The organism is Methylomonas sp. EFPC3 (assembly GCF_029643245.1).
GTDB classification, from domain to species: domain Bacteria; phylum Pseudomonadota; class Gammaproteobacteria; order Methylococcales; family Methylomonadaceae; genus Methylomonas; species Methylomonas koyamae_B.
Genome location: NZ_CP116398.1, coordinates 1,788,002 through 1,800,850, shown reverse-complemented (window position 1 = coordinate 1,800,850; position 12,849 = coordinate 1,788,002). Strand labels below are relative to the sequence as shown.

Annotated in this window: 8 protein-coding genes; 5 read left to right on the top strand and 3 right to left on the bottom strand. The window is 57.5% G+C overall.

Annotated features, from left to right (window positions below; translation table 11 throughout):
• Window positions 1-23: 23 nt before the first annotated feature.
• Complete coding sequence (uvrA, locus tag PL263_RS08010; protein WP_278212508.1) at window positions 24-2,840, bottom strand: excinuclease ABC subunit UvrA; 2,817 nt, start codon at window positions 2,838-2,840, stop codon at window positions 24-26.
• A gap of 209 nt (window positions 2,841-3,049) precedes the next feature.
• Between uvrA and PL263_RS08005 the strand changes: the two genes are divergently transcribed.
• From PL263_RS08005 to avd, 3 genes are all read left to right on the top strand, one after another.
• On the top strand, window positions 3,050-5,404 hold the full coding sequence (locus PL263_RS08005) for an alpha/beta fold hydrolase (protein ID WP_278212507.1): 2,355 nt from the start codon (window positions 3,050-3,052) through the stop codon (window positions 5,402-5,404).
• A complete protein-coding gene (locus PL263_RS08000; protein WP_278212506.1) occupies window positions 5,401-7,497 on the top strand; it encodes an SUMF1/EgtB/PvdO family nonheme iron enzyme in 2,097 nt (698 codons plus the stop codon). Before PL263_RS08005 ends, PL263_RS08000 begins: the two co-directional genes overlap by 4 nt.
• 75 nt (window positions 7,498-7,572) lie before the next feature.
• On the top strand, window positions 7,573-7,923 hold the full coding sequence (gene avd, locus PL263_RS07995) for a diversity-generating retroelement protein Avd (RefSeq protein WP_278212504.1): 351 nt from the start codon (window positions 7,573-7,575) through the stop codon (window positions 7,921-7,923).
• Between the two features lie 419 nt (window positions 7,924-8,342).
• Here the strand turns inward: avd and PL263_RS07990 are convergent, their stop codons facing one another.
• Window positions 8,343-10,223 carry a hypothetical protein gene (locus PL263_RS07990; protein ID WP_278212502.1) on the bottom strand — a complete coding sequence of 627 codons (1,881 nt, stop codon included), beginning with the start codon at window positions 10,221-10,223 and terminating at the stop codon, window positions 8,343-8,345.
• Window positions 10,224-10,235: 12 nt separating this feature from the next.
• Window positions 10,236-10,676: a putative lipoprotein gene (locus tag PL263_RS07985; protein ID WP_278212501.1), complete on the bottom strand. Its 441-nt coding sequence runs from the start codon at window positions 10,674-10,676 to the stop codon at window positions 10,236-10,238.
• A 252-nt stretch (window positions 10,677-10,928) separates the two neighbouring features.
• Between PL263_RS07985 and PL263_RS07980 the strand changes: the two genes are divergently transcribed.
• Together PL263_RS07980 and PL263_RS07975 are read left to right on the top strand one after the other, a co-directional pair.
• Window positions 10,929-12,314, top strand: a complete 1,386-nt coding sequence (locus PL263_RS07980; RefSeq protein ID WP_278212499.1) for an MFS transporter — start codon at window positions 10,929-10,931, stop codon at window positions 12,312-12,314.
• Window positions 12,315-12,344: 30 nt separating this feature from the next.
• Window positions 12,345-12,812, top strand: a complete 468-nt coding sequence (locus tag PL263_RS07975; protein ID WP_278212498.1) for a single-stranded DNA-binding protein — start codon at window positions 12,345-12,347, stop codon at window positions 12,810-12,812.
• Window positions 12,813-12,849: the final 37 nt, after the last annotated feature.

The window sequence follows — 12,849 nt, the reverse complement described above, 5'->3', positions numbered from 1 at the left end:
CCATCGTGCGGCGGCAAGTCGCATCAACTGAAAAACCGCTTTAAATAAGCCCCAGTATGCGAAGTCTTATGCTTGGCAATCTGCTTGGGCGTGCCTTCCGCGACTAGCGTGCCGCCGCCGCTGCCGCCTTCCGGGCCCATGTCGACGATCCAGTCGGCGGTCTTGATCACGTCCAGATTGTGTTCGATCACGATCAGGGTGTTGCCGTGGTCGCGCAACGTGTGCAGCACGCTCAGCAATTGCTTGATGTCATGAAAGTGCAGGCCGGTGGTCGGTTCGTCGAGGATGTACAGCGTGGTGCCGGTGTCGCGTTTCGATAGTTCTTTCGCCAGTTTGACCCGCTGCGCTTCGCCGCCGGACAGGGTCACTGCGTTCTGGCCGAGGGTGATGTAGCTTAGGCCCACGTCGATCAAGGTTTGCAGCTTGCGCGCCAGGCTGGGGATGGCCGAGAAAAACGCCGCGGCGTCTTCGACCGTCATTTCCAGCACTTCGTGGATGGTCTTGCCTTTGTAGCGGATTTCCAGGGTTTCCCGGTTGTAGCGCTTGCCGTGGCAGATGTCGCAAGGTACGAAGATGTCGGGCAAAAAGTGCATTTCCACTTTGATCACACCGTCGCCGGCGCAGGCTTCGCAGCGGCCGCCCTTGACGTTGAAGCTGAAGCGGCCGGGGTTGTAGCCGCGCGAGCGGGCTTCCGGCACCGCGGCAAACAATTCGCGGATCGGCGTGAAAATGCCGGTGTAGGTGGCCGGATTCGATCTTGGCGTGCGGCCGATCGGGCTTTGGTCGATGTCGACTACCTTGTCGAACTGCTCCAGGCCTGCGATGGCCTCGCATGGCGCCGGGATGCAACTGGCGCCGTTGATGACGCGGGCGGCATGGCTGTATAGCGTATCGTTGATCAAGGTCGACTTGCCAGAGCCGGACACGCCGGTGACGCAGGTCAACAGCCCCACCGGAAAACTGGCCGTGACGTTTTTCAGGTTGTTGCCGCTGGCGCCTTTGATCGTTAATTGCCGGGCCGGATCGTTGGGCGTGGTTTTGTTCGGTACCGCAATGGTTTCCGCGCCGGACAGGTATTGGCCGGTCAGCGAGTTGGCGTCGGCCAGAATTTGCGCCGGCGTGCCTTGCGCAACGATCTGCCCGCCGTGTACGCCGGCGCCGGGGCCGATGTCGACGATGTGGTCGGCGGCGCGGATCGCATCTTCGTCGTGTTCGACCACGATCACGGTATTGCCGAGGTCGCGCAGTCTGAACAGCGTATTCAACAGGCGTTCGTTGTCGCGTTGATGTAAACCGATCGACGGTTCGTCGAGCACATACATCACGCCGACCAGGCCGGCGCCGATCTGCGAGGCGAGGCGGATGCGCTGGGCTTCGCCGCCGGACAGCGTATCGGCGCTGCGGTCCAGGGTCAGGTAATCCAGACCGACGTTGACCAGAAATTCCAGTCGCTCCTGAATCTCTTTGTTAATTTTGGCGGCAATCTCGCCGCGGTGGCCGGCGATGGTCAAGGCCTGGAAAAAATGCAAGGCGTCGCGGATCGGCAGCCGGGTCAAATGGTGCAAGGGCTGGTCCTCGACGAACACATTGCGGGCGCCGATGTTCAGCCGGGCGCCGTCGCAGACCGAGCAGGTCTGTTGCGCCAGATATTTCGCCAGTTCGTCGCGGACCATTTGCGAGTCGCTCTCCCGGTAGCGGCGCTCCATGTTGGGAATGATGCCTTCGAACGGATGGCGCGACACTTTGGGTTTGGCGTTACCCATCTGGAACTGAAACTCGATGTTTTCGTTGCCGCTGCCGTAAAGTATGATGGCTTGCACGTCGCGCGGAATCTTGGCGAATGGCGCTTCCGGATCGAAGTTGTAATGGGCGGCCAGCGCGCAAATGATCTGGTAGTAATAGGCGTTACGCCGGTCCCAGCCGCGCACAGCGCCGCCGGCCAGACTGATGTCCGGGTTGTGTACCACCAATTGCGGATCGAAATGCTGGCGTACGCCGAGGCCGTCGCAACTCGGGCAGGCGCCTTTCGGGTTGTTGAACGAGAAGATGCGCGGCTCCAGCTCGCTGAGGCTGTAGCCGCAGTGCGGGCAGGCGTAACGCTCGGAAAACAGCAATTGCTGATCGGTTTCCATCGACGCGGCAATCGCCAGGCCTTCCGACAGCCTTAGCGCGGTCTCGAACGATTCGGCCAAACGCAACTGAATGTCGTCCCTGATTTTAAAGCGGTCGACGATGACTTCGATGGTGTGCTTTTTCTTTAAATCCAGGGCTGGCGGTTCGTCCAGTTCGTAGACTTCGCCGTCGATGCGGGCGCGCAAAAAGCCTTGCGCCTTCAAGTCTTCCAGCAATAAGACGTGCTCGCCCTTGCGATCGTTAATCACCGGCGCCAGCAGCATCCAGCGCTCGCCTTCCGGCTGCGCCAGCACCTGATCGACCATCTGGCTGACGGTCTGCGCCTGCAGCGACACGCCATGCTCCGGGCAGCGTGGAATGCCGACCCGGGCATACAGCAGCCGCAGATAATCGTAAATCTCGGTGATGGTGCCGACTGTCGAACGCGGATTGTGCGAGGTGGATTTTTGCTCGATCGAAATCGCCGGTGACAGGCCTTCGATATGGTCGACGTCCGGCTTTTCCATCATCGACAAAAATTGGCGGGCATAGGCCGACAACGACTCGACGTAGCGGCGCTGGCCCTCGGCATAAATGGTATCGAAGGCCAGCGACGACTTGCCGGAACCGGACAGGCCGGTGATGACGATCAATTTGTCGCGCGGCAGGTCGAGGTCGATGTTTTTCAGATTATGGGTGCGGGCGCCGCGTATGCTGATGGTGTCCACTGCGGTAAAGTCCTGGGATTTTTAACAGCCGGATACTATACGGGGAATGCCGGGGCTTGGGCAAAGGGGGATTGATGACGAGGTAAAGATTTTCGTCACCCCCAAAGGCGAACCGGAACCCGGTATCGATGATGCGACAAGTACCGTTTTAACCAGCAGATACCAACTTAATGTTCTTGGGCGTTTTCGAATAACATAAGCCAAAACAGATGGATTTAGCGGAGGTGATTGTGCAAGGGGATTGGGTTCGAAAGCCAGACAGCGATGCTGCAGTGGTGTTTGTGCACGGCATATTATCCAGCGGCGAAACCTGTTGGAAACATCAAAACGGCAGTTATTGGCCCGAATTGCTGAAGCAGACCGATGCCGCCAACGGCTGGGGCATTTACGTTTACAGCTACCAAACCGGGTTTTTCAGCGGAACCTATAGTCTGAACGACGTGGTTGATGACCTGAAAGAACGCTTCTTAAATCTTGACCATTTAGCCAAACATCGGCGGATCGTGTTCGTTTGCCACAGCATGGGCGGTATCGTGGCTCGCAAATTTCTGGTTGAGCGCGTCAACGACCTTCTCGATCGGAATATCGAAGTTGGATTCTTTCTGGTCGCCTCACCTTCAATGGGCTCAGATTACGCCAATTGGCTGGCGCCATTAGCTAAGTTGCTCGGGCATACCCAAGCCGACGCCTTGCGCTTTACCCAGCAAAACAGTTGGCTCAACGGTCTTGATAAGGAGTTCCGCAATCTCAAGGAATCCGGTCGGCTGCAGCTAGTCGGTAAGGAACTGATCGAAGACAAATTTGTATTACTTCCAGGCTTGTTGCGCAAACAAGTGGTTGAGCCGTTTGCCGGTGCCCGTAATTTCGGTGAGCCTTACAAAGTACCCGGCTCCGATCATTTTTCCATCGCCAAACCTGCCGACGCGCAAGCCGTTCAGCATCGCTTACTATTGGCTTTTCTGGAAAAATTCGCGCCACGACCTTTGTCATCAACCGACACTCAGGATCAACCAACTGATGCATCAAACACTAGCAAACAGATATTTATCAGCTACAGGCATACCAAGCCCGATGAAGATTTGGCGCTTGAGTTGGAAAAGGCCTTAGTAGCGGACGGGCAACAGGTTTTTGTTGATCGCCGGATGTTGCTCGGTACGGACTGGGCGACAGAAATCGACCGGCGCCTGCGTGCCGCAGACATCTTCATCGTCCTGTTGTCGGCGGATTCGATTCGTAGCGACATGGTGAGGCAGGAAATCATGCTGGCTCATCAACTCCGACAGTTGGGTAAACTACGCATATTGCCGGTGCGTATTCGCTTTACCGGCGCGTTGCCTTACGATCTGGGCGGTTATTTAAATCCTTTGCAATATGCAGTCTGGACCGGCGAACACGCGACTTCAGATGTTGTAGCATCGATTAAACAAGCTATTCGCCAAAACACAAATCTACCCCAAGCTGGACACATTGCCGACGAGCCGGATGGTGCTGATCAAATAAGAAAATTACATGCCATTACAGAGGAATGCGGCGCCCCCTTACCCCAGGTTGATCCGAGACTACTTGAATTGGCATTGGAAAAAGGTGCCATGCGGCTTGATTCCCAGTTTTACTTACGACGTCAAGCAGATCAGAACATAGAACGTTTTCTCAGCCGAACCGGCACTACCGTTATTGTTAAAGGTGCCAGGCAGATGGGCAAAAGCTCCTTATTGGTCAGAGCCGCGGTTCAAGCCAAAAATCAGGGAAAACGGGTGTGCTCCATCGACTTTCAAGCCATCGACGAAGCACGTTTGGCTACATTGGATAACTTGTTGCTTTATCTGACCATCCGAATGGCGCGTGATTTAAAAACACCTCGCAAACCATCGGATTATTGGGACGATAATCTGGGTTCAAAGGACTGCGCGACCGATTTTATCGAAGACGCCGTGCTCGCCGATCAGGACTCCGAGGTGATTCTGTTTCTGGACGAAGCGGACCGAGTCTTTCAATATGGCTACCGCAACGATTTTTTTGGGTTGTTGCGTTCCTGGACCACACGGCGGGCTTATAAACCGGACTGGGAACGTTTCAGCTTGGTCATTGCCCATTCCACCGATCCGGTGCTGTGGATCGACGATATCACGCAATCCCCCTTCAACGTTGGCGATGCCGTAAATTTGGAGGATTTTAGTCGCGCGCAACTCCTCGAACTCAGCCAGCGTTACGGCCTAAATCTAGCCGGGAATGAAATAAATGAATTGCATGCGCTGATAGGCGGCCAACCCTACCTGAGCAGGCAGGCGCTTTACGAAATCGTCACCAAGGGGTGGGATTCGTTTAGAGAAAATGCTCCCCGTTCCAATGGTCCGTTTGGCGACCATCTGCGCCGCTTGGTCAGTGTGATTAGTCAACGGGAGGCATTGCGCACGGCGGTATTGCAAATTCTACAAGACAAACCCTGTGATGACGAAGCTGCATTCCAACGCCTGGTTGCTGCCGGTGTGGTGAAAGGTGAAACCCGTCATGACGCACGTTTGCGTTGCCATCTTTACGAAGCGTATTTCCGCCAACACTTATGAGCGAAAACGATACATTAACCAAAAACGGTTTCTACCAAGCTGGGGGGACCTTAAAAGCCGATGTTCCCAGCTACATCGAACGTCGCGCGGATCAGGAACTCTACGACAGTCTTTTAGCCAGTGAATTCTGTTACGTATTGACTCCACGGCAAATGGGCAAATCCAGCCTGATGACCCATACTGCCGCCCGCTTGCGCAAAGAGGGCCATCACGTGGCGGTGGTTGATCTCAGCGGCGTTGGCGGTGATGCCAATTCGATTACCGCTGATCAGTGGTACTACAGCCTTTGCCATCGCTTGAATAAAGAACTTAAACTGAATTTCAGTTTGTCCGATTGGTGGCAACAGCAAACCTTATTGTCACCGTTGCAACGGCTGATGAATTTCTTCGAGGAAGGCATTTTGTCGAGTCTGGCAGGCCGAGTATTTTTATTCTTCGATGAAATCGATACCACCATCAACCTATTGTTCAGCGATGATTTCTTTGCCGCGATTCGCGCCTGTTTTAACGCCAGAGCCAACGACGGCCGCTTCAATAATTTGACGTTTGTGTTGTTGGGGGTCGCCAGCCCGGCCGATTTGATTCGCGACCAAAGCCGTACGCCATTCAATATCGGTAAACGTATTGATTTGACGGATTTTCGCGACGACGAAGCCAGCCTATTCCTGGAAGGATTGCCTGGGGAGGCGAGTCAGAAGCAGGCAACCTTGCAAAGGATTCTGTGTTGGACCGGAGGCCATCCTTTTCTGACTCAGCATTTATGCTTATTGGCCGGAAAAACAACCAGCCCGCATATGTCTGTAAACGACTTCATTGACCAACTGGTCGCGGCGGAATTTTTTGGTATTGCCCGCCGCACCAAGCAAGAACACCTTAAGGTCATTAACGAACGCATCGCCCAGGCCTCGCGACGCGCCGCCATCCTCAAGGTCTATGCCAAGGTACTCAAAGGCAAGCCAATTCAAGACCAGCCACAGTCGCCCATTCATGCCGCGCTGAAACTATCCGGCCTGGTTAAAACCGATGACAGTGGTAGGCTGGCGATTCGAAACCGGATTTATCAAAAAGTCTTTGATGCCCGTTGGATTAAAAGCTTGCAACCGCCGCGCTGGATACAGCGCGGTACTCTTGCCTCTGCCCTGATTGCGGCCATTGTGTTCGGATGGTGGATAGGTTCGCAGCAACTGTCTGCCCGGGTGGGCACTGCAATTGTGCTGGCATTTTTGGGTATTGCCTATCCAGAACCCGAGATGCGGGAAATTCCGGCGGGGCACTTTCTGATCGGTTCGCCGGAAGACGAGCCAGATCGTTCATCGAACGAAGGGCCGCGGCATGAAGTCAATATCCGTCGTTTTGCGTTGGGTAAATTTGAAGTGACTTTCGATGAGTACGATGTATTTGCCTTTCTGATCGACTTTGACGGCGGTTGCCGCGATGGCCACCAAGTCGAACGGGCAAAAGATGAAGGCTGGGGGCGCGGCAAACGGCCGGTGATCAACGTCAGTTGGCGGAATGCGCAATGCTTCGCCGAATGGCTGTCAAAAAACACCGGCAAACACTACCGCTTGCCGTCGGAAGCTGAGTGGGAATATGCGGCCCGCGCGGGTAGCCAAACGGCCCGGCCATGGCCGGGCCGTGACGATGCCTCATGTCTCAACGCTAATGTCTTTGATCGCCGCCATGAACGGGAAATAAAGGATTTTTTACTGGCCCAACTCAAATCGCCTGGCATGGATGAAAAGCAGCTTGCCAGTGTCAGAGAGTTAATTGAGAGTTGGAAACCCTTTACTTGTGATGATGACTTTCCTTTTACAGCGCCGGTGGGTAGTTTTCTTGCGAACGCGTTTGCTCTAAACGACATGCTCGGCAATGTGTTGGAATGGACCCAGGACTGCTGGCATGGCGACTATGAAGACGCACCGGTTGATGGTTCGGTTTGGTCTGAAGCCAATAGCGACGATTGTAGTCAGCGCGTGATCCGCGGCGGTTCCTGGTTCGACGGACCGGCGTACCTCCGCGCGGCCTTCCGCGGCGGTTTCTACCCGGGCGGCCGGGACGACATCCTTGGCTTTCGTCTCGCCCAGGACCCTTAGCCCTTTGAGCTTTGTACTTTTTCCCTTGGTTGCGGGCCGATAGGCCCGCAACAAAATTTTCCTGGGGGTAGGCCCATGAAAGACAATACGCCGCAGGCGGTGCAGGCCGCCCATGATTTACTGGGTTGGCTGATTCCGCAGATCGACAAATTTCCGCGGGTGCGCCGCTTTACCCTGGGCGAGCGTCTGGAGTTGGTATTGCTGGAAGTGTTGGAATTGACCGTGGAAGCCGCCTTCACCCACAACAAACGCGCCGCCTTGCACAAAGCCAATCTGCGCCTGGAAGTGGTCAAGCATTTATGGCGGCTGGCCTTCGAATTGCGTACGGTGGCCTTGCGCCAGTACGAGCATGGCGCCCGCTTGTTGGATGATTTGGGTCGACAATTGGGCGGTTGGTTGCGATCTGTAGAGCAGCGCCTGACATGAAACGCCTGGGCGGACTATGGCAGCGCGTTGTCAGCTTCGATAATTTGTTGCTGGCGTTTCGTAAGGCACGGCGCGGTAAACGACAACGCCCGCCGGTGGCGGCGTTTGAATTACGCCTGGAATCCGAGTTGCTAGGCTTGCAGCGGGAAATGCTCAGTGGCGAGTACCAGCCTGGGCCGGCCCTTCGACAGGTTCAGGGCGAACGTTATTTAAGGGCCGGGTTAATAAAATCAGGCGCTTAATCGAGGATCGCGCCTTACTGGATTTGCTGGACAAAAATCATCGACCATAGTCCGCCATCAGGCTGCGATGACTATCCAGCGAATCCATTCACTTTTAGTCCACCCGGTTTGGCGTCTTGTCTCAATTCTGCCGACACTAACATCAATCAACGCAGGCCGATGGCTTCGTTCGTCTGTTCAGTTGTTGGGTGCGGTTACGTCCGGCAACAAATGCGGAAACGAGCCCTTGCGAATGTTAAAAAACACCAACTCAGGCAGACTCACAGCCCAGCCTTTCATGCCTTTTGCCAGGTGTTGCCCGGCGTCCCACGGCCAGCTCAGCAGGCCGAATCCGGTTTCCAGCGCCGCTGCCGCCAGATTGATGCCGCCTTGCAACGGCCGCGGCCAGACCGCGTCCTGGGTGAAAAACACGAAGGCGGCGTCGCTGCCTTGCCAGCGGTACAGCGTCGAGGTCAAGCTGTTCGATTCCTGTAGATCCACCCACCAATCCGGCGCGGTCCGGTAACGCTCCCGAATCTGCCGGTCGCGGTAGGCGGGCAGTTGGTAACTGGCAACGGTGCGGTAGCGTTCGCCGACCCGGTCGAAGGCCACGAACGGAATCGGATGCGGAAATTCGCCGTCCAGATAAGCGCCCAGCGCCTGCTCGGATAGCGTCGCCAGGTCGGATGCATCGACTGTGGCCGACGCTTGCGCGGCGGCGGTCGCATTCAGCAACTGAAAGATTTCGGTCACGCAATTGCGCTGCACTAGATGATAAGCGTAGCGCTCGAACAATTGCCGGCGGTAATCTGCCAAGCGGGCGCCGGCTCCGGCGCGGTAAGCCTCGGCTGTCGCTGCCGGCAGCGGTGGCCGGGGCCAGTCCGCCGGCGCGGATTTGTCGGGCGTATTGCTGAAGCGGGGTAGGGCGACGGCTTGTTGTTCCCGTTCGGCGCGTTCCAAGGCGAATACCGCATTCGCGCCGTGTTCGATCGTGGCATAGCTACGTTCGTCGAGCGCTTGCGCCGCAGCCAATGGGGCGTTGGCGGCGCTCAATAATTGCCGGGAATACTGCAGCGCGGTCGGCAGGTCCACGGCCGGTGCATACGGGTCGGCGTCGGCGGCGCGCCGATCCAGCACCGTCAGATAGCCGCCGGCCAAGGATTGCTGCAGGGCGTGCAGCCGGGCCATGCCCACCAACAACGGATAACCCCAGTCCGGCCGTTCGCTGTGCAGCAGCCGGAGCAGATCGGTGCGGGTTTGGTCCCGATATTGGATGAGTGCGTTTTGCTGCGCTTGGCTCAGCCGGTAATGCGCGCCACTCAGGGTCAATAACGCATCGGCCCGCGGCGACTTGCCGGCCAGCAGCAGGTCGAGCGCGGTCAGGTTCAGCAAGCGGTTTTTGTATTGCTGGGCGAAAGTCAAACGATCGGCCGGCGGGACCGAAGCGCTCGCTTGCGCCAAATCGTCCGGTGCCAGCGTCGACAACTCCTGCCATAGGTCCCGGCGTTTTTGCGCTAGAAAATCCGGGCCGTAGCTTTGCAGCGCCATCGAGCGCAATGCCGCCAGCTCGGGACTTTCGCCGCCTGCGGCCGCAGCCGGAATCGGTGCAGCCCGATACTCTTCCAGAAAATAGCCCAGCGCCCGCAGACGCAGTTGCGGAACCTGCTCCGAATCGTACAAATCGCGGCTCAGATCGGCGTCTTCCTGTAACGCGCGCAACAGGCTGAGTTCGCGATTTTGTTGCGCCAGCCGGCGATCGAAAGTCTCCTGCAAGGCTTGGTAGTAGGCGTCGGCGACTTCGATGCGGTGGCCGTGCAGGGTGCGGTTCTGCTGGTCGGCATAAGCGAAGCGGAACGCGGCGAAGTCGTCGCGGTACAGCCGTAACAAGCCCGGTTCGACGTGCTGGAAATGGTAGACCCGGTCGCCGAAGCGGAGTGCGGCGTGGCCGCCGCTGGCGTTGCCCTCGTTGGCTTCGATGTACAAAAAGTCGAAACTGGCGCCGGCGACCGATCCGGCCGCGACCGCCAGTAGCGCGCTAACCAGCCAGCGGCCGAAAAGCAAGCGCGCACGCTGCCGCATGGCGGGGTCCGGTTATTTTTTCAGGCCGTCTTCGATGGCTTGTTTTTTCATCGGATCGTTACGGCTCAGGCTTTCCGTGAACGCCGAGATTTGCGGCTTGCCGAGCTTGGCTTTGCGCAGGCCGCGGCCGATGCCGAGGTAGGTGTAGCGGTCGTTCTCCCAATCGGTGATGCCGTGGTTTTCCGCGAGTTCGCTCAAGCGGGTGCGAAAGCTGTCCAGCGTGCCGCTGGAGCTGACCACGAAATCGGCCGTGTAATCGGCGACGTCTGCCTCGTATTTTTCCTTGGCGTCGCCCGAGGAATCGGAACTGGACTTGAACGGGCTGGAAGCACTGTTGAACAAGGCTTTCGAGCTGTCGAACGCGCTTTCCGAACTGGTCGAAAACGAGCAGGCGCCGAGCAGGCTGCCGCCGATCAGCAAGGCGGTCAAATGCAGCAGGGTGAAACGGTTCATGGCGTCCCTCCGGGAGGCGAGTTTGAAATTCGGGGTTAACGGACCCGGCCGGGTCCGAAGCAAAGTCAGAGTATATCCCGAGCCAGCGTCGCCGGTAAGCCGGTCGTGGCTTGGGGTGACGCGCAACCGGCGCAGGCCGGCAATCCGCGCCCGGCGTCCGGCCGATTTCGCCGGTTCGCGCTGGAGGAAGCCGGCGAGAAACTGGTACTATAAGCGGCTTAAATCGTACCGAGGCAAAGAGGAGTTACAGGTTTGACACAGGTTCAGGATATTACCAGTCCGATGACGGCCATGGAGAAGCGGGCGACCGTGTCGCTGGCCAGTATCTATGCGCTCAGAATGCTGGGTTTGTTCATGCTGCTGCCGGTGTTGTCGCTGTTTACCGAGCAAATGCCCGGTTCCACGCCGAAACTGGTCGGTTTGACCATGGGTATATACGGCTTGACCCAAGCCATTTTGCAAATTCCGTTCGGCCTGCTGTCCGACCGCTTCAGCCGCAAGACTGTGATCGTGATCGGCTTAGTCTTGTTCGTGGCCGGCAGCATTTGGGCGGCACTGGCCACCGATATTTACGGCGTCCTGATCGGCCGGGCCTTGCAGGGTTGCGGGGCGATTTCGGCGGCGGTCATGGCGCTGCTGGCCGATTTGACTCAGGAAGTACACCGCACCAAAGCCATGGCGACGATAGGCGCCAGCATCGGCGTGTCGTTCGGGGTTGCCATCACGCTGGGGCCGATCATCGCCCACCAGTTCGGCATTGCCGGTATTTTCTGGATGATTGCCGTGCTGGCCGCGCTGGCGATTCTGGTGATTCTGTTCGTCGTACCCAATCCGGAAAAAATCAGCACTCACCGCGACGCCGAATACATCCCGTCGGAATTGAGCAGCGTGATTACCAACCCCGACCTGCTGCGCCTGAATTACGGCATTTTTGCCTTGCATTTGATCCTGATGGCCAGCTTCGTCGTGGTGCCCTTGCTGATGCGCGATGCCGGTCTGGACGGTGGCAGCCACTGGATGGTGTACTTGCCGGTGTTGGTGACCTCGATGGCCGGCATCATTCCGTTCGTCATCATTGCCGAGAAGAAACGCAAGATGAAGCCGGTGTTTCTTGGCGCAATCGCGACCCTGGTCGTCGCCAATCTCGGCTTCGTGGTATTGCACGGCCAGCTGATCGGCCTGATCGCCTGTCTGTGGATTTTCTTCTGCGGTTTTAATTTGTTGGAAGCGACCTTGCCGTCGTTGATCTCGAAGACCGCGCCGGGCGATTTAAAAGGCACTGCGATGGGGATTTACTCCAGCGGCCAGTTCCTCGGCGCGTTTCTGGGCGGGGCGGCCGGCGGTTGGCTGTACGGCGAATTCGGCGCCGTCGCCGTGTTCCTGTTTTCGGCCGGGGTGGCCGCCAGCTGGGTGGTGATCGCGCTGTTCATGTCGCCGCCGCGCTATTGGGCCAATCTGCTGCTGCCGTTACAAGGCGTTGCCGCCGAACGGGGTAGCGACTTTTCCAAACAATTGCTGGCGATTGCCGGCGTCGAGGAAGTCCGGCTGCATTTCGAAGAACGCGCTGCTTATCTGAAGGTCGACAGCCAGCGCCTGGACAAAGACCAACTCAACCAATTTTTACAGCAATGGCGTTAGGCTGCTGCTGAACAACACACGGAGACAACCATGCTGAACAAAGTCATGCTGATCGGCCGCCTCGGCGCCGATCCGGAAGTACGTTACATGCCGAGCGGCGACGCCATCACCACGATCCGCCTGGCGACCAGCCGGCGTTGGAAAGACCGCAATACCAACGAGCGCAAGGAAGAAACCGAATGGCACCGGGTGGTGTTTTTCAGCGGCTTGGCCAAAATCGCCGGCGAGTACCTTAAGAAGGGCAGCCAGGTCTATGTCGATGGCCGCATCCGCACTCAGAAATGGCAGGGCCAGGACGGCCAGGACCGCTACACCACCGAAATCGTCGCCGAAAATATGCATATGTTGGACAGCCGCAGCGGCGGTACCGCCAGCTACGCCGACAGCAATACGCCGCCGCCGAGTGCCTACGACAACCGCCCGGCAGGCGCTGGCGGCAGCCCGGCGCCCTCCGGCCCGGCCGCGTACGACGATTTCGACGACGACATTCCGTTCTAAAGTAGGCCGCGACCGTATCTATAAAAAGCCCCTGCTC

Coding starts and splice junctions, on each gene's coding strand:
- PL263_RS08005 (WP_278212507.1), top strand. CDS start 3,050: ATGGATTTAGCGGAGGTGATTGTGCAAGGGGATTGGGTTCGAAAGCCA.
- PL263_RS08000 (WP_278212506.1), top strand. CDS start 5,401: ATGAGCGAAAACGATACATTAACCAAAAACGGTTTCTACCAAGCTGGG.
- avd (WP_278212504.1), top strand. CDS start 7,573: ATGAAAGACAATACGCCGCAGGCGGTGCAGGCCGCCCATGATTTACTG.
- PL263_RS07990 (WP_278212502.1), bottom strand. CDS start 10,223: ATGCGGCAGCGTGCGCGCTTGCTTTTCGGCCGCTGGCTGGTTAGCGCG.
- PL263_RS07985 (WP_278212501.1), bottom strand. CDS start 10,676: ATGAACCGTTTCACCCTGCTGCATTTGACCGCCTTGCTGATCGGCGGC.
- PL263_RS07975 (WP_278212498.1), top strand. CDS start 12,345: ATGCTGAACAAAGTCATGCTGATCGGCCGCCTCGGCGCCGATCCGGAA.